Genomic DNA, 19,139 nt, shown 5'->3' on the forward strand with positions numbered 1-19,139 from the left:
GCCGCGGCACCGGACGGGTCGGTGCCCGCGGCCGTCAGCGCGCGCCGGAGTTCGCCGGTGAAGTGGGCCGGTCCGGCGGCGAGGGCGGTGCGCAGCTCCTTGTCGACGGTGCCGAGCGGGTGCGCGCCGTCGGCGGTCACGGGCACGAGGGCGATCCGGTCGGCCATGGCGTGGGCGTCGGGAGCCGTCGTCGCGAGGACGGGCCGGCTCACGCCCTCGTAGCGGGCGAGGACGACACCGAGCGCGGCGGTCCAGCTCTCGGCGTCCCCGGCCGGGTGGTCGGCCGGCAGGGGCAGCGTCCGGGTCTCGGGGGTGCCGGGGCCGTGCGGGCGGCCGAGTCCCCAGTCGAGCTGGGCGCCGAGCGCGCACTCGGCGAGTTCGGCGGCCTGCCGGGCGGGGTCGCCGGGCCGTCCGGCGGCCGGGGCGGGCGGCTCCCCCGCGCCGCCCAGCAGCCGGGCGGTGAACCGCCGCAGGGCCTCGGCGCCCAGGGCGGCGCGGTGTGCGACCACGACGAGGTCGGCGGCGCCGTCGGCGTAGCGCAGCAGCACCGCGCGCACCGGGGCGTCCACCGGCCGGGCGAGTTCGCGGTCCCGGCGGCGCTCGGCGGCGGGCGCGTCGGCGGGGCCCGGCACCCGTTCGGTCCACAGCCGTGCGCAGGCGCGGAAGGTCTCCGCCCGGCCGCCGCCGGCGGGCAGTTCGGCGGCCAGGGCGGCGAACCGCCCGGCCAGGGCGTCCGGCCCGTGCGCCGACGGCCCGCCGGCCAGGCGCACCCGCAGGGCGTGGCACGCGGCGCCGGGCGCGGACCGGTAGGTGTCCGAGAGCCACTCGTCGGCGCGGGCGGCGGTGTCCCGCTCCGGCGTGAGTGGCGCGACGGCGTCCTGTTCAGAGATCGACACGACTGGTCCCCTAGACGTGGTTGTGGTGGCTCAGCGGGTGGTGAAGCCGCCGTCGACGGTCAGCACGGAGCCGGTCACCTGCCGGGACTCGTCGGAGGCCAGCCAGAGCGCGGCGCCCGCCACGTCCTCCGGCTCGATCAGCGCGTTCATCGGCTGCGACTGGACGAAGGTCTGCTCGTGCTCGCCGACCGGCAGCTTCAGCGACCGGGCGATCTCGGTGAGCATCCGGCCCTCGGCCTGGTTGTCGTCCCGGATGGAGCCCGGGCACAGGGCGTTGACGCGGACCTTCAGCGGTGCGTAGTCCAGCGCGGCGGCCTTGGTCAGCCCGATCAGGCCGTGCTTGGAGGCCGTGTACCCGGCGAAGTGGCGGTAGCCGACGAGACCGGCCGTGGAGGCCACGTTGATGATGCTGCCGGAGCGCCGGTCGGTCATGTGCGGGCCGACCAGCGACATCATGCGCCAGGCGCCGGACAGGTTGATGTCGAGCATCACCTGCCACTCGTCCTCGGTGATCTCGTGGGTGGTCCGGCCGGACGGCGCCACGATGCCCGCGTTGTTGACGAGTACGTCGATGGCGCCGAACCGGTCGCACACCTCGTCGACGACCTTGCGCAGGGCGGCGAGGTCGCGGATGTCGGCCTCGGCCGTGAGCACGGCGGAGCCCTGTTCCCGGCACAGCCGCGCGGTGTGGTCCAACTGGCTGGCGGTGCCGAGCGGGTAGGGCACGCCGGGCACGTCGCCGCACACGTCGAGCAGGGCGAGGTCGGCGCCCTCCCGGCTGAACGCCAGCGCGCAGGCACGGCCGACACCGCGCGCGGCTCCCGTCACGACGACGGTCTTTCCTTGCAGGCGCACCAAGACTCCTTTGAGCGTTGTGGGCGACGGTCCGTGCCGGCCGGTCAGCGGGGGCAGACGTCCGCGAGCACGTCGATGAGGCCTTCGGGGTTGTCGACCAGGTACATGTGGCCGCCCTCGACCTCCACGAAGCGGAAGTCCCTGCTGGTGGCCTTGGACCACTCCATGGCCTGCTCGGTGGTGACGAGGGTGTCGGTGGTGCCGCGGACCGAGACGATCGGCGCGGGCAGCGGCTCCTCGGAGCCGGGCACGTAGGCCTCGTGCATCTCGACGTCGGCGCGCAGCGTCGGCAGCAGCAGTTCCCGCATCTCGGGGTCCTCCAGCGCGTCGTGCTTGTAGCCGGCGAACTCCTTGACCCGGTCGAGGAACTGGTCGTCGTCCAGGCCGCTCGCGCCGTTCTCGCGGCGGGTCCACGGGCCGGGCGAGCCGCTGACGACGAGCGCGGCGAGTTCCACGCCCTCGGTGCGGGTCAGCCGGTGCGCGATCTCGTACGACAGCACCGCGCCCAGGCTGTGCCCGAACAGCACGACGGGACCGGCGCCCCTGACCCGGTCGAGCACCTCGGGCAGCAGCCCGTCGGCGGCCACGACCGCGTCCTGGTAGGGCTCCTCCGCGAAGCGCTGCTCGCGGCCGGGCAGCTGGATCGCGGCGAGGTCGAACCGGTCCTGGGACAGCGGCACCCAGGGGCGGAAGACCGAGGCGCCGGCCCCGGCGAAGGGCACGCAGAGCACGACCGTCTTTGACATGGTGTTTTCCTTTTCTGTGCTGTCGGGTGAGCGCGTCGCCGGGTCAGGCCGGGTCGGTGCGGGCCAGCTTCTTCGCCAGCACCGCACCGATCTCGGCGAGCGGCTCGGGCCGCATCAGGTCGTTGTGGGAGACGGCGACGGCATGGGTTTCCAGGCCGCCGTCGACGTGGTGCAGCCACCGGTCGGGGTCGCCTGCCGGGTCGACCGTCGCGGCGAACATCAGCGCGCCCGCGCGGCAGCGGCCGGTGAGCGCGGCGCCGTCGACGCGGAAGCTGTTGGCCATCACGCGCTGCAGCCGCCGCAGCTGGTCCTCGGTGAGGCCCGCCAGGTCGTTGCCGGTGGAGCGGACCGCGGCCATGACGGTGGGGATGTCGACGGGCCCGGCCAGCTCGGCCGCGTCGAGTCCGGCGGCGGACAGGACGCCGGTGAGGAACTCCTCCTCGGAGAACTCCGTCGCGGTGCCGGTCCCGGTGTTCGGGTAGGCGTCCAGCAGTGCGAGCAGCTCGACCTCCTGGCCCGCGGCCTCCAGCAGGACGGCCATGGCGTGCGCGATCCGGCCGCCGAGCGACCAGCCGAGCAGCCGGTAGGGGCCCTCGGGCTGGACTGCGCGGATCCGGGCCACGTAGTCGGCGGCCATCTCCTCCAGGGAGCCGGGCAGCGGGTCGTCGCCGTCGAGGCCGACCGCCTGGAGGCCGTAGAGCCCCACGTCGGCGGGCAGGTGCTCGCCGAGGCCGGCGTACGGCCAGCTGAGCCCGCCGAGCGGGTGCACGCAGAACAGCGGGGCCCGGTCGCCGCCGGGGCGCAGCGTGAGCAGCGGGCTGGTCGGTCCGGCCGCGGCGTCCTGGCCGAGGCGGACCGCGAGGGCGGCCACCGTCGGCGCCTCGAAGATCGACACGACGGACATCTCCAGGCCCAGCCGGGCACGGACCCGGCTGATGAGCTTGGTGGCGAGCAGTGAGTGGCCGCCGAGCTCGAAGAAGTTGTCGTCGATGTCGACGCTGTCGTGGCCGAGCAGTTCGGCGAAGATCTCGCAGAGCACCGTCTCGGTCTCGTCGCGCGGGGCGCGTCCGGGCCGGCGTTCCAGCCGCTGCGGCGCGGGCAGCGCCTTCTTGTCGACCTTGCCGTTCGGGGTGACCGGGACGGCGTCGATGACCGCGTAGTGCAGGGGCACCATGTGGTCGGGCAGCAGCGTGGCGAGGTGGTCGCGCAGCTCCTCCGGGTCCACGGGCGCGGCCGGGTCGGCGCAGGTGACGTACGCGGCGAGCCGGGTGTCGCCCGACGGGTCGCGGTACGCGGTCACGACGGCGCTGCCGACGCGGGCGTGCCGGGTGAGCGCGTGCTCGATCTCGCCGAGTTCGATGCGCTGGCCGCGGATCTTCACCTGGTCGTCGGTGCGGCCGAGGAACTCGATCACTCCGTCGCGGGTGATCCGGGCGAGGTCGCCGGTGCGGTAGAGCCGCGCGCCGGGCGGGCCGAACGGGTCGGCGACGAAGCGTTCGGCGGTCAGGTCCGGCCTGCCGAGGTAGCCGTGCGCCAACTGCACGCCGCCCAGGTACAGTTCGCCGCTGCTGCCGGCGGGGACCGGGGTGAGGGCGGCGTCCAGCACGTAGGTGCGGGTGTTCCAGATCGGCCGGCCGATCGGGACGACGGGGCTGTCCGGGGCGGTGGCGCAGTCCCAGGCGGTCACGTCGACGGACGCCTCGGTCGGCCCGTAGAGGTTGTGCAGTCCGGCGCCGAGCAGGGCCCGGAACCGGTCGCGCAGGCCGGCCGGCAGGGCCTCGCCGCTGCACAGCACGCGGCGCAGGCCGGTGCAGTGGGCGGCGCCCGGCTCGGCGAGGAAGACCTCCAGCATGGACGGCACGAAGTGGACGGTGGTGATGCCGGCGTCCTGGATGAGCCGGGCCAGGTAGGCGGGGTCGCGGTGACCGCCGGGCCGGGCGGCGACCTGGACCGCGCCGGTGACCAGCGGCCAGAAGAACTCCCAGACGGACACGTCGAATCCGGACGGGGTCTTCTGCAGCACCCGGTCGTCGGCGCCGAGGCGGTAGGCGTCCTGCATCCACAGCAGCCGGTTCACGATGCCGCGGTGGGGTACGACGACGCCCTTGGGGCGGCCGGTGGAGCCGGACGTGTAGATCAGGTAGGCCGGCGAGTCCGGCAGCGGGCCGGGCAGTTCGCGGACGGCGTCGGCGGACACGTCCGCCAGCTCCCGCTCCAGGCCGAGGTCGTCCAGCACGACGAGGCTGCGCACGGTGCCCTCGGTGTCCTCGGGCAGGGCGCCGAGCGCGTCGACGGTGGTGACCAGCACCGCCGGACGGGCGTCGCCGAGGACGTAGGCGATCCGCTCGGCCGGGTAGTCGGTCTCCACCGGCAGGTAGGCGGCGCCCGCCTTGAGGGCGGCGAGCAGGGCCACGGTCAGGGCGGCGGAGCGCGGCACGGCGACCGCGACGACGTCGCCCCGGCGCACCCCCCGGGCGGCGAGCAGCGCGGCCAGCCGGCCGGAGCGCTCGTCCAGTTCGGCGTAGGTCAGTTCGGCGTCCTCGGCCACGAGCGCCGGCCGGTCCGGGGTGCGCGCCGCCTGGGCCGCGAACAGCCCGGCGAGGGTTTCCGGCGCGAAGCCGGACTCCGTCGCGGGGGGCAGTTCGAGGGTGCGGGCGGTGTCGTTGAACCCGGTGAGCAGTCGCTCCTGCTCGTCGGGGGCGAGGATGCCGATGCGGGTGAGCGGGGTGGCCGGCTCGGCGACGCCGGTGGTCAGGAGCCGGCCGAGCCGTTCGCCGATGAGCCGGACGGTGTCCGCGTCGAACAGGTCGGCGCTGTACTCGATGGAGACGTCGATGCCGGCCGGGGCGCCGTCGAGGTCGGTGCGCTCGACGAAGTTGAAGCCGAGGTCGAACTTGGCGGCAGCGGTCTCGCCGTCGATGGGCCGGGCGGACAGGCCCGGCAGGTCCAGGGATGCCTCGGCGTTGTTCTGCAGGACGATCATCACCTGGAACAGCGGATGCCGCGCCAGCGACCGGGCCGGCTGCAACGCGTGCACCAACTGCTCGAACGGCAGATCCTGATGCGCGTACGCCGCCAGGTCCGTCACCCGGACCCGCTCCACCAGCTCACGCAACCCCGGATCACCGGACACGTCCGTGCGCAGCACCAGCGTGTTCACGAAGAACCCGACCAGATCGTCGAGCGCCGCGTCCGTACGGCCCGCGATCGCCGTGCCCAGCGGCACGTCCGTCCCCGCGCCCAAACGCGACAGCAGACCCGCCACACCCGCCTGCAACACCATGAACAGACTCGACCGCGTCGACCGCGCCAGACCCACCAGATCCCGGTGCAACCGGGCATCCAGCTCCACCGACACCACACCGCCGCGGTACGACGCCACGGCAGGGCGGACCCGGTCGACCGGCAGGGGCAGCTCGTCCGGCAGGCCGTCCAGCACGCCACGCCAGTACGCGAGCTGACCGGCGATCGGGGAGTTCTCGTCCTCCTCGCCGCCCAGCACGTCCCGCTGCCACAACGCGAAGTCCGCGTACTGCACCGGCAACGGCTCCCACCCGGGCGTCGCGCCGTCCAGCCGTGCGCGGTAGGCGGCGGCCAGGTCGCGCGCCAGCGGGGCCTGCGACCAGCCGTCGCCCGCGATGTGGTGCATGACCACGCACAGCACGTGCTCGGTGTCGGTGACGCGGAGCAGCGACGCCCGCACCGGCAGGTCGACGGTGAGGTCGAAGCCCTGGGACGCCGCCGACGCCAGGGCCGCCTCCAGCCCTTCCTCGGTCACCTCGGTGACCTCGACGGACACGGTGGCCTCCGCCGCCGGGACGATCCGCTGCCACGGCTCGCCGTCGGTCTCGGGGAACACGGTGCGCAGGGCCTCGTGCCGGGCGACCACGTCGTTGAACGCGGCGGTGAGCGCCGGCACGTCCAGCGCGCCGGAGAGCCGTACCGCCAGGGGCACGTTGTACGTCCCGCTCGGACCCTCCATGCGGTTCAGGAACCACAGCCGCCGCTGCGCGAAGGCCAGGGGCACCTGTTCCGGACGCTCCGCGACCGCGCGGACCGGCGGTCGTCCGCCCGTCGACGAGCCGACGACCCGTTCCGCCAGCGCCGCCACCGTCTGCGCGTCGAAGATGTCCCGGAACGGCAGCTCGATGCCGAAGGTGGACCGGACGCGGCTGACCAGGCGGGTGGCGAGCAGCGAGTGGCCGCCCAGGTCGAAGAAGCTGTCGTCGATGCTGGTGACCGGCTTGCCGAGCAGGTCCGCGAACAGTCCGCACAGGGTCTGCTCGATGTCGTTGCGCGGGGCGCGCCCCGCGCTCTCGTGCGGCTCGGGCAGTGCCGCGCGGTCGACCCGGCCGTCCGCGGTGCGCGGAACGGCGTCGAGGGTCACGCAGTGGGCGGGGACCGCGTGGTCCGGGAGGACGGTCGCGGCGTGCGCCCGCAGCGCGTCGGCGTCCACCGCCACCGCCGGGTCCGCGGGGACGACGTAGGCCACCAGCGCGGTCGCACCGGTGGGCCCGGGGCGGTCGGTCACGACGACGGTGCCGACGGCGGGGTGCCCGGCCAGGACCTGTTCGATCTCGCCGGGTTCGACGGACCGGCCGCCGACGGTGATCCGGTCGTCGGTGCGGCCGAGGAGTTCGATCGTGCCGTCCCGGGTGACGCGGGCGAGGTCGCCGGTGCGGTGCAGGCGGGCGCCGGGCGGGCCGTAGGGGTCGGCCACGAACCGTTCGGCGGTCAGGTCCGGCCTGCCGAGGTAGCCGTGCGCCAACTGCTCGCCGCCGACGTAGAGTTCGCCGCTGCTGCCGACGGGCAGCGGGGCGAGGTGGGCGTCGAGCACATAGGCGCGGGTGGTGCCGACGGGCCGGCCCGCCGGCGGGTAGGCGTAATCCGCCTCGGTGGTGCCGTTCCAGGCCAGCGCCGCGCACGAGGCCTCCGTCGGGCCGTGCAGGACGTGCAGTTCGGCCCCGGTCGTCAGGGCGCGGAAGCGGTCGCGCAGGCCGGTGGGCAGGGGTTCGCCGCTGCACAGCACGCGGCGCAGGCCGGTGCAGCGGGCGGCCTCCGCCTCGGCGAGGAAGACCTCCAGCACGGACGGCGTGAAGTGGACGGTGGTCACGTCGGCGCGGTGGATCAGCCGGGCCAGGCGGACCGGGTCGCGGTGGCTGCCGGGGCCGGCGACCACCTGGGCGGCACCGGCGACCAGCGGCGCGAACTGCTCCCAGACGGAGACGTCGAGGTCCTCGGGTGCCTTGTGCAGCACGCGGTCGTCGGCGCCGAGGCGGTAGGTGTCCCGCATCCACAGCAGCCAGCTCACGATGCCCCGGTGGGGCACGGCGACGGTCGTCGGGCCCGTGGCGCGGATCAGGTAGGCGGGCGCGTCGGGCAGGGCCGCGTCGGCGGGCACGGCCGTGGCCGTGGTCTCGCTGTCAGGGGCGTCGATCAGCACCGTCTCGGCCGTCGCGGGCAGGCCGGCCGCGGCCTGCCGCGTCGTGAGGACGACCACAGGTCCGGTGTCGCGCAGGACGCGGGCGATCCGCTCGGCCGGGTCGTCCGGCGCGACGGGCAGGCAGACCGCGCCGGTGCGCAGCACGGCGAGGTGCGCGACGGTCAGGGCGGCGGAGCGCGGCACGGCGACCGCGACGACATCGCCGCGGCGCACGCCCCGGGCGGCGAGCAGCGCGGCCAGCCGGCCGGAGCGCTCGTCGAGTTCGGCGTAGGTCAGCTCGGCGTCCTCGGCCACGACCGCCGGCCGGTCCGGGGTGCGCGCCACCTGGGCCGCGAACAGTGAGGGGACGGTCTCGTGCCGCTCGGGCCGGTCGGCGGGCTCGGTGCCCCGCCGGGCGGGCAACAGCTGCTGCCATTCGCGCGGTTCGAGCAGGTCGAGCCGGCTCAGCGGCATGGCGGGGTCGGCGACGGCCAGCGTCAGCATGCGCACCAGGCGCCGGGCGAGGACGGCGACGGTGTCCTCGTCGAACAGGTCGGCGCTGTACTCCACCGTCACCTCGACGCCGGCGGGCGCGCCCGTCGCGTCCTTGCGCTCGATGAAGTTGAAGCCCAGGTCGAACTTGGCGGCGCCGATCTCGCCGTCGATGGGCCGGGCGGACAGACCCGGCAGGTCCAGGGATGCCTCGGCGTTGTTCTGCAGGACGATCATCACCTGGAACAGCGGATGCCGCGCCAGCGACCGCGCCGGCTGCAACGCGTGCACCAACTGCTCGAACGGCAGATCCTGATGCGCGTACGCCGCCAGGTCCGTCACCCGGACCCGCTCCACCAGCTCACGCAACCCCGGATCACCGGACACGTCCGTGCGCAGCACCAGCGTGTTTACGAAGAACCCGACCAGATCGTCGAGCGCCGCGTCCGTACGACCCGCGATCGCCGTGCCCAGCGGCACGTCCGTCCCCGCGCCCAGACGCGACAGCAGACCCGCCACACCCGCCTGCAACACCATGAACAGACTCGACCGCGTCGACCGCGCCAGACCCACCAGATCCCGGTGCAACCGGGCGCCCAGCTCCACCTGGACCAGTCCGCCCCGGTAGGAGGCGACCGGGGGACGCACGCGGTCCACCGGCAGGCTCAGCTCGTCCGGCAGGCCGTCCAGCACGCCACGCCAGTACGCGAGCTGACCGGCGATCGGGGAGTTCTCGTCCTCCTCGCCGCCCAGCACGTCCCGCTGCCACAGCGCGAAGTCCGCGTACTGCACCGGCAACGGCTCCCACGCGGGGGCGGCGCCGGCCACCCGCGCGCGGTAGGCCGCGCCCAGGTCGCGCGCCAGGGGGGCCTGCGACCAGCCGTCGCCCGCGATGTGGTGGACGACGACGCACAGCACGTGCTCGGTGCCGGACACCCGGAACAGCCAGGCGCGTACCGGCAGTTCGGCGGCGAGGTCGAAACCGGCGGACGCCGCCGACGCCAGGGCACCCTCCAGGGCGTCCTCGGTGACCTCGACCACCCGGAAGGGCAGGTCGACGTCCGCGGCGGGGACGATCTGCTGCCAGGGCTCGCCGTCCACGTCCGGGAAGACCGTCCGCAGCGACTCGTGGCGTTCCACCACGTCGACCAGCGCCGACCGCAGCGCCGGGACGTCGAGCGTGCCGGAGAGGCGCACGGCGAGCGGGATGTTGTAGGTGCCGCTCGGTCCCTCCATCCGGTTCAGGAACCACAGCCTGCGCTGGGCGAACGACAGCGGCACCCGCTCGGGTCGCTGGGCCGGGCGCACCGGAGGACGGCCGCCGGTCGAGGAGTCGACGACCTTCTCGGCCAGCGCGGCCACCGTCTGCGCGTCGAACAGCGCGCGCACCGGCAGCTCGATCTCGAAGACGTTGCGGACGCGGCTGACCAGGCGGGTGGCGAGCAGGGAATGGCCGCCCAGGTCGAAGAAGTTGTCGTCGATGGAGACCGAGGGGACGCCGAGGGCCTCGGCGAACAGGCCGCAGAGCACTTCCTCGTGCGGTGTCCGCGGGGCGCGGCCCTCGCCGGAGACGACGGTCAGGTCGGTCACCGAGCCGCCGCCGGCCGTCTCCTCCCGCGCCGGAGCCGTGACGGTCCAGCCGTCGGGCAGGGCGAGGGACGTCAGCGCCTCGGCCGCGGGCCGGGTGTCGTCGTCGGCGACGGTGCCCAGCAGGTGTTCGAGGCCGGCCAGGAGACCGGCGGCGGTGTCCTCGGTGAACAGGCCGCCCTGGTAGCCGAGGCGCAGCTGGACGCGCTCGCCGGGCACGACGATCAGGGTCAGCGGGTAGTGCGTGGCGTCGTCGCCGGAGACGCCGGTGACGGTGAGGTCGCCGATGGAGGACTGCAGGGAGTCCGCGTCCACCGGGTAGCTCTCGAAGGCGACCAGGCTGTCGAAGAGGCGGCCGTGCCCGGCGGCGCGCTGGACCTCGGTCAGGCCGACGTAGTGGTGGTCGAGCAGCGCGGACTGCTCGTCCTGGAGGCGCAGCAGCAGGTCGCGCAGCGTTTCGCCGGCGCCGAGCCGGACGCGTACCGGCACGGTGTTGATGAACAGGCCGACCATGGTCTCGACGCCCTCGATCTCGGGCGGGCGTCCGGAGACGGTCGCGCCGAAGACGACGTCCTCGGTGCCGGTGAGGCGGGCCAGCAGCAGGCCCCAGGCGGCCTGGACCGCGGTGTTGACGGTGACGCCGAGCCGGCGGGCGAGCGCGGCGAGCCGGGCGCTGGTGTCGGCGGGCAGGTCGGTGGTGATCCGGCCGGGCAGCGCGGCGACGCTGTCGTCGGCGTCGGGGGCGACCAGGGTGGGGCCGCCGAGTCCGTCGAGCGCGGCGCGCCAGGCGTCGAGGCTCGCCTGCTTGTCCTGCTTGCGCAGCCAGGCGAGGTACAGCTTGAAGGGCGCGGCGGGCGGCAGCGCGGAGGTGTCGCCGCCCGAGGTGTACAGGGCGAACAGTTCGCCGAGGACGATGGGCATGGACCAGCCGTCGAGCAGGATGTGGTGGCAGGCGAACATCAGCCGCCACTCGCGCTCGGCGAGCCGCACCACGGTGAACCGCAGCAGCGGCGGGTCGGTGAGGTCGAACCGCACGTTCTGGTCGGCCGCGTCCAGTTCGGCGAGCCGCGCCGCCCGTTCGGTCTCTTCGAGGCCGGACAGGTCGTGCACGACGACCGGGGTGTCGAACTTGCGCGGCACCACCTGGACGGGCCTGCTCAGGTTCTCCGAGAGGAAGCCGGCCCGCAGGTTGCCGCGGCGGATCAGCAGCGCGCGTACGGCGTCGCGGAACACGTCGAGGTCGAAGGGGCCCTCGAAGTCGATGGCCAGCCGCACGGTGTAGACGTCCAGGGCGTCCCGGTCGTAGGTCGCGTGGAAGAGCATCCCTTCCTGCAGCGGTGCCAGGGGAAGGATGTCCTCGAAGAGTTCGTTGCTGGTCACTGGGTCTTCCTCCACTCTGTTTCCAGCACCCCGAGGTCGTCGAGTTCGAGGTCGATCAGTGACAGGTCCGAGGGGGTGAGCCCGGTGGGCTGTTCCTCGGCCGCGTGGTCCGCGAGGGCGGTCAGGGCGCGGAACCAGCCGTCGGCCAGCCGGCGCAGTTCGTCCAGCTCCAGCAGCCGCTTGGGCCAGGTCCAGTTGGCGACCAGGCGCGGGCCGTCGGCGCCGTCCTCGACGACGACGTTGAGGGACACCGCGTGCGGGGCGGGCATGTCCGGGTCGCCGCCGCCCAGTTCGCGCAGCACGTCGCCGTCGGCGGACATGCTCCAGTCGCCGCTGTCGCCGGATTCGGCGGCGGACGCGTCGGCGACCGCCGTCCGGCCCAGGTAGTTGAAGCCGAACTGCGGCGAGCCGTACGCGGCCAGTTCGTCGCGGGTGCGCGGGTTGAGGTGGCGCAGCAGACCGAATCCGATGCCCTCGTCGGGCATCTCGCGCAGCGTCTCCTTGACCCGGGAGAGCGCCTTGTGCAGCGCGGCGGGGTCGCTGAAGACGCCGCCCCACGACACGGGGCCGAGGTCGAGGCGCACCGGGGCGAGGCTGGTGAACCAGCCGACGGTGCGCGAGACGTCGAGGTCGTGTCCGGGCGGGATCTGCCGGCCGTGCCGCTCCACATCGACCAGTACGGCGGTGCCGGCGCCCAGTCCGCGCCGCCTGCGCCAGTCGGCGACGGCGAGGGCGAACGCGGTGAGGAACACGTCCTCCACGCCGCAGCGCGCGGCGGCGGGCACCGCGGTCAGCAGCCGCTCGGTGATGTGCTCGGGCAGGGTCAGGGCGAGCGCGTGCTGGGTGCCCATCGTGTCGGTGGCCGGGTCGCGGGGGTGGTCGGTCACCAGCACGTCCTCGTCGCGCAGTTGCTCCGCCCACCAGGCGACCTGGGCGGCGCGGGCGGGCTGCGCGGCGAGTTCGCCGAGCCACTGCGCCCAGCGGCGCCAGGCCGTGCCGACCGGTTCGAGCGCGGCCGGGCCGCCGGACGCGGCGGCCTGCCAGGCGGCGGCCAGGTCGGGCACCAGGATGCGCCAGGACACCCCGTCGACCACCAGGTGGTGGGCGACGAGCAGCAGCCTGCCGGGGGCGTCCGGTCCGGCGTCGAACCAGACGACGCGCAGCATCGCGGCGTCCGTCGGCGACAGCCGGGAGACCGCCTCCTCGGCGTGCCGGGCGATCGCGGCCCGCAGTTCCCCGGCACCGGCGCCGGTCACGTCGACGCGGGTGACACGGTCGGCGGCGTCCACCGCGCCGCGCGGCAGCACCTCGTACGACCAGCTGCTGTCGGTGTCGGACAGGCGCAGCCGCAGCGCGTCGTGGTGGTCGAGCACGCTCTGCACGGCGCCGGTCAGCGGGTCGAGGCCGATTCCGGCGGGCACCTTCAGCAGCACCGACTGGTGGAACCGCTCGGTACGGCCGCCCAGTTCGCGCAGCCAGTGCGTCATCGGCGTGAGCGGCACCTCGCCGATGCCCGCGTCCGGGTCCTGCGGGGGCAGGTCGGCCTCGCTGCGGGCGACGGCGGCGAGCCCGGCGACGGTCTTGTGCTCGAACACGTCGCGCGGGGTGATGACCAGGCCGCTCTTGCGGACCTGGCCGACCAGTTTGATGGAGACGATGCTGTCGCCGCCGAGTTCGAAGAAGCCGGCGTCGACGCCGACCTCGGGCAGCCCGAGCACCTCGCAGAACGCGTCGGCGAGGATCTTCTCCGCGTCGGTCGCGGCGGCCCGGCCGCTGTCGGAGCCGTCGAACTCCGGGGCGGGCAGCGCGGCCTGGTCCAGCTTGCCGTTGACCGTCAGCGGCAGGGCGTCCAGCACGACGAACGCCTGCGGGACCATGTACTCCGGCAGCCGCTCGGCCGCGTGGGCGCGCACGGCGTCCGGGTCGCAGCCGCCCTCGCCGTCGGGCACGAGGTAGGCGACGAGCCGGCGCGTGCCGGGACGGTCCTCGCGGACGACGACCGCGGCGGCCTCCACTGCGGGCCCGGCCGCCACCACGGTCTCGATCTCGCCGAGTTCGATGCGGAAGCCGCGCAGCTTGACCTGGTTGTCGCGGCGGCCGACGAACTCCAGCACGCCGTCGGCGCGGCGGCGCACCACGTCGCCGGTGCGGTACAGCCGGGCGCCGGGCTCGCCGAACGGGTCGGCGACGAAGCGTTCCGCGCTCAGTCCCGGCCGTCCCAGGTAGCCCCGGGCCAGTCCGACACCGGCGACGTACAGCTCGCCGGCCACGCCGACCGGGCACGGGTTGAGGGCGCCGTCCAGGACGTACACCCGGGTGTTGGCGATGGGCCCGCCGATGGGCGGGGTGACCGTGCCGTCCACCGGTCCGGACGCCGTGGCGCACACCGTGGTCTCGGTGGGGCCGTAGGCGTTGATCACGCGGCGGCCGGGCGACCAGCGGGCGGCGAGGTCGCGCGGGCAGGCCTCGCCGGCGAGCACCAGGGTCATGCCGGTCGGCGCGGTCTCCGGGTCGGCGCCGGACAGCGCCGTCGGGGTGAGCGTGGCGTGGGTGATCGCCTCGTCGCGCAGGAAGGCGGTGAGGGCGTCGCCGAGGACCGGACCGTCGGCCGGGGTGAGCACCAGCGCGGCGCCGTTGAGCAGCGCCATGACCGTCTCCCAGGCGGCGGCGTCGAAGCTCGGGGCGGCGAACTGCCCGACCCGGCTGTTCTCGGTCACGCCCAGGTACTCGGCCTGCCAGGCGGCCAGGCTGCCCAGGCCCCGGTGGCCGACGACGACGCCCTTGGGGCGGCCCGTGGACCCGGAGGTGTAGATCACGTAGGCGGGGTGGTCGACCGACAGCGGTGCGCGCCGGTCGGCGTCGGTGACCTCGGCGCCCGAGTGGCCGGACAGGGCCTCGACGACCTCGGGGCCGTCGAGGAACAGCGGCTCGGCGACCTCGTCCGGCAGCCGGCCGGCCAGCGCGCCGAGGGTGACGACGAGGACCGGGTCGCTGTCCTGGAGCATGTACGCGATGCGGTCGGCCGGGTGGTTCGGGTCGACCGGCACGTACGCCGCGCCGGCGGTCATCACCGCGAGCAGGGCGGTGGTGAGTTCCACGGAGCGCGGCAGGACCAGCGCGACGCGGTCCTCGGGTCCGGCGCCGCGCTCGGCGAGCAGCCGGGCGAGCCGGTTGGCCCGGTCGGCGAGCGTGGCGTAGTCGACGCTCACGCCGCCGGAGACGACGGCGGGCCGGGTGCCGTGGGCGGCGGCCCGCTCGGCGAACAGCTCCGGCACGGTTCCGGCGGGCACCGGCCGGGCGGTGTCGTTCCAGCCGGTCAGCAGCCGCTCGCGCTGGCTCGGGGGCAGGATCTCCAGGGTGCGCACGGGCGCGGCCGGGTCGGCGACGGCGGCCCGCAGCAGCGCCACCAGGTGCCCGGCGACGCGTTCGGCGGTGCTCCGGTCGAACAGGTCGGTGCTGTAGTTCAGCAGGCCGGAGATCCCGCCGCCGGTGTTCTCGACCAGGGTGAGTTCCAGGTCCACCTTGGACACCGGCAGCAGCACCTCGTGCGGGGTGACCCGCAGGCCGGGCAGCTCCACCTCGCGCAGGTCGTTGTTCTGGTAGGCCAGCAGCACCTGGAACAGCGGGTTGTGCGACAGCGAGCGGTCGGCGCCGACGAGGTCGACCAGCCGCTCGAACGGCAGGTCCTGGTGCGCGTAGGCGCCCAGCGCGGTCGCGCGGGCCCGGCGCAGCAGTTCCACGAAGCTGGGGTCGCCGGACACGTCGGTGCGCAGCACCAGTGTGTTGACGAAGAAGCCGATCAGGTCGTCGGCCGCGGCGTCGGTGCGGCCGGCCACGGGGGTGCCGATCGGGATGTCGTGCCCGGCGCCCAGCCGGGACAGCAGGGCGGCCAGCGCCGCCTGGAACACCATGAAGGGCGTGGTGTCGGTCTTGGCGGCCAGTGCCCGCAGGCCCTCGTGGAGCGCGGTGTCGACGTGCACCGGCACGGCGCCGCCCGCGTGTCCGGCCACGGCGGGGCGCGGCCGGTCGGTGGGCAGTTCGAGCTCCTGCGGGGCGCCCGCGAGCTGTTCGGTCCAGTACGCGAGCTGCGCCGCCGCCGCGCTGTCCTCGGCCTGTTCGTCGCCGAGGAGTTCGCGCTGCCACAGCGTGTAGTCGGCGTACTGCACCGGCAGCGGACGCCAGTCGGGGGCGGCGCCGGCGAGCCGGGCCCGGTAGGCCGCGGACAGGTCGCGCACCAGCGGCGCCTGCGACCAGCCGTCGCCGGCGATGTGGTGCACCACCACGCACAGCACGTGCTCGTTGGCGGCGACCCGGAACAGCCAGGCCCGCACCGGCAGGTCGGTGGCGAGGTCGAAGCCCGCCGTGCCGGCCGCGTGCAGGGCGGCGGACAGGCCGGCCTGGGCGACGTCGGACACCTCGATGTCGACGACGGCCCGCTCGGCCGGGACGACCTGCTGCCACGGCTCGCCGTCGGTGTCCGGGAACACGGTGCGCAGCGCCTCGTGGCGGCCGACCACGTCGTTGAACGCGGCGGTCAGCGCGGCCACGTCCAGCGCGCCGGACAGCCGGACGGCGAACGGGATGTTGTAGGTGGCGCTGGGGCCCTCCATGCGGTTGAGGAACCACAGCCGGCGCTGCGCGAACGACAGCGGCACCCGCTCGGGGCGCTCCGCCGGGCGCAGCGCCGGGCGGACGGCGGCCGGGGAGTCGGTGAGCCGGGCCGCGAGCGCGGCCACGGTGGGCTCCTCGAAGACGCGCCGGATGGGCAGTTCGACGCCGAGGACGGCGCGGACGCGGCTGACCAGGCGGGTGGCCAGCAGTGAATGGCCGCCCAGTTCGAAGAAGTTGTCGTGCACGGACACCGAGTCGAGACCGAGCACCTCGGCGAACAGCCCGGCCAGCAGCTCCTCGTGCGGAGTGCGGGGCTCCCGGCTCTCCTCCGCGGTGTGCTCGGGCGCGGGCAGGGCCTTGACGTCGAGCTTGCCGTTGGTGGTCAGCGGCAGCGCGTCCAGCGCGACGACCGGGCGCGGCACCATGTACTCGGGCAGCCGCTCGGCCGCCCAGGTGCGCAGGGCCTCGGTGTCCAGCCGGGCTCCGGCGGCGGGCACGGCGTAGCCGACGAGGTGGCGCACGCCGGGGCGGTCCTCGCGGACGACGACGGCGATCTGGCCGACGGCGTCGTGTCCGGCGAGCACGGCCTCGATCTCGCCGAGTTCGATGCGGAAGCCGCGCAGCTTGACCTGGTTGTCGCGGCGGCCGACGAACTCCAGCAGGCCGTCCGGGCGCCAGCGCACCACGTCGCCGGTGCGGTACAGCCGGGCGCCGGGCTCGCCGTAGGGGTCGGCGACGAACCGCTCGGCGGTCAGGTCGGCGCGGCCGACGTAGCCGCGGGCGAGGCCCACGCCGGCCACGTACAGCTCGCCCGCGACGCCGACCGGGCACAGCCGCAGTTCGCTGTCGAGGACGAGGACGCGTTTGCCGTCGAGGGGGCGGCCGATGGGCACCGCCTCCGGTACCGGCCGGCCGGCGGGCAGGTCGTGCGCGGCGGCCATGACGGTGACCTCGGTCGGCCCGTAGGCGTTGACGACCGTGATGTCCGGGCAGGCGTCGAGGACCTGGCGCACCGCGGCGGCGGGCAGTGCCTCGCCGCCGGTCCACACCTCGCGCAGCGGCCGGAACGTCTCGGGTGCCTCGGCGGCGATCAGCCGGAACAGGCCGGTGGTGAACAGGGTGGCGGTGATCCGGTGCTCGGCCAGGGCGCGGCCGATGGTGGCGATGTCCAGCTCGCCGGGCGGGCCGACGACGAGGGTGTGGCCGTTCAGCAGCGGGATCCACATCTGGTACGTGGAGGCGTCGAAGGCGTGCGCCGACTGGAGCAGCACCCGCTCTTGGGCGCCGCCCGCGAACCTGCTGTCGGCGGCGAGGTCGCCGATGCCGCGGTGGGTGACGGCGACGCCCTTGGGCCGGCCGGTGGAGCCGGAGGTGTACATGATGTAGGCGACGCGGTCGGCGCCGGGCGGCATCGGCAGGCCGCCCTCGGGCAGCGGATGACCGGCGGGCAGGTCGCCCTGCTCCAGGATCAGCTTCACGCCGCTGTCGCCGAGGACGTGGTCGCGCCGGGCCGGCGGCCAGCGGTGGTCGACGGGGACGTACACGGCGCCCGCGCGGATCACGCCGAGCACGGCGAGGACGTACTCGGCGGAGCGGTCCATGGCGATGCCGACGGGTTCCTCGTCGCGCACTCCGCGGTCGCGCAGCCAGGCGGCGATCCGCTCCACCCGGTCGGTGAGTTCGGCGTACGTCAGCGACAGCTCGCCGCAGACCAGGGCCTCGCGGTCCGGTGTCTCGGCGGTGCGCAGCGCGAGCAGTTCCGGCAGGGTGCGGGCCGCGTCGGGGGCGGGAAGCGGGCTCCACTCGTCCAGCAGCCGGGTCCGCTCGGCGGCGTCCAGGACGTCGACCTCGCCCGCGCCGGTCTCCGGGTCGGCGACGAACGACTCCAGCACGGCGGTCAGCTGGCGGCTGAAGGCCTCGATGCGGGCCCGGTCGAAGGCGTCGGCGCGGTAGGTGAACCGCAGTTCGAGCTCCGAGCCGGGGATGACCATGAGGGCGAGGGGATAGTGCGCGCCGTCGGTGGAGAAGACACCGGCGACGGACAGCCCGCCGGGGAGGGTGAGCGCCTCCGGGTCGACGGGGAAGTTCTCCAGCACGGTGAGGGTGTCGAACAGGTCGCCGTGTCCGGCCGCCCGCTGGATCTCCGCGAGGCCGAGGAACTGGTGGTCCATCAGCCGGCGCTGCTCGTCCTGGAGCCGTCGGCACAGCGCGAGCAGTGTCTCGCCCCGCTCGACGCGGACCCGCACGGGCACGGTGTTGAGGAACAGGCCGACCATGGTGTGCACGCCGGGTATCTCCGGCGGGCGGCCCGCGAGCGTCATGCCGAAGGTGACGTCGGTACGGTCGGTGAGCCGGCCCAGCAGCAGGCCCCACGCGGCCTGCACGACGCTGTTCAGGGTGAGACCGAGCTCGCGGACGCGCCGCGTCAGCCGGTCGGTGGTCTCGGCCGGCAGCCGGACGCTGACCTTGCTGGGCAGCACCGAGGCGGACCGGTCGTCGGGCAGGCCGGCCAGCATCGTCGGCCCGTCGAGGCCGTCGAGCGCGGTGCGCCAGGCCGCCACGGCGGCGCCCCTGTCCCGCTTGGCGAGCCAGGCCAGGTGGTAGCGGTACGGCGTCACCGGGGGCAGCGCGGCGGCGTCGCCGCCGGCGGCGTACAGCTCGAACAGCTCGCGCACCAGGACCGGCGCCGACCAGCCGTCCAGCAGGATGTGGTGGTTGGTCACCAGCAGCCGGTGCCGGTGGGGCGCGGTGCGGACGACGGTGAACCGCAGCAGCGGCGGCTTGCGCATGTCGAAGCGGGCGGCGCGGTCGCGTTCGGTGACCTCGCGCAGCGCCGTGTCCCGCTCCTGCTCGGGCAGGCCGGTCAGGTCGACCTCCCGCCAGGGCAGTTCGACCGACGACGGGATGAACTGCAGGGGGCGCGCGCCGTCGTCGCGGAAACCGGCGCGCAGGTTGCCGTGCCGGTCCAGCAGGGCACGGGCGGCGGTGTGCAGGGCGGGCACGTCGAGCGGGCCGTCGATGTCCATGCCGAGCTGCATGACGTAGACGTCGGGGCCGTCCTGCTCGTCGTACTGGGCGTGGAACAGCAGGCCTTCCTGCAGCGGGGTGAGCGGCAGGACGGCTTCCAGCGACGGGGGCTTGGTGCTCATC

General features: G+C 74.7%; 4 protein-coding genes and 1 pseudogene. All 5 read right to left on the reverse strand.

From position 1 onward, the window contains the following. Positions 1-896 (reverse strand): annotated as a pseudogene (locus tag QC282_RS30545) (hypothetical protein); the annotation flags it as partial. 30 nt (positions 897-926) lie between these two features. Next, positions 927-1,751: a mycofactocin-coupled SDR family oxidoreductase gene (locus tag QC282_RS30550; protein ID WP_279552836.1), complete on the reverse strand. Its 825-nt coding sequence runs from the start codon at positions 1,749-1,751 to the stop codon at positions 927-929. 44 nt (positions 1,752-1,795) lie between these two features. Then, positions 1,796-2,497, reverse strand: coding sequence for a thioesterase II family protein (locus tag QC282_RS30555; protein ID WP_279552837.1), 702 nt, complete (start codon positions 2,495-2,497; stop codon positions 1,796-1,798). A gap of 43 nt (positions 2,498-2,540) precedes the next feature. Further along, a complete protein-coding gene (locus tag QC282_RS30560) occupies positions 2,541-11,378 on the reverse strand; it encodes a non-ribosomal peptide synthetase (RefSeq protein WP_279552838.1) in 8,838 nt (2,945 codons plus the stop codon). Beyond that, entirely contained in the window at positions 11,375-19,138 is a 7,764-nt protein-coding gene (locus tag QC282_RS30565; protein ID WP_279552839.1) for a non-ribosomal peptide synthetase, read from the reverse strand. The genes QC282_RS30560 and QC282_RS30565 overlap by 4 nt, the downstream gene beginning before the upstream one ends. Between the last annotated feature and the right edge of the window lies 1 nt (position 19,139).

This window comes from Streptomyces sp. DH24 (assembly GCF_029813775.1).
Lineage (GTDB): Bacteria > Actinomycetota > Actinomycetes > Streptomycetales > Streptomycetaceae > Streptomyces.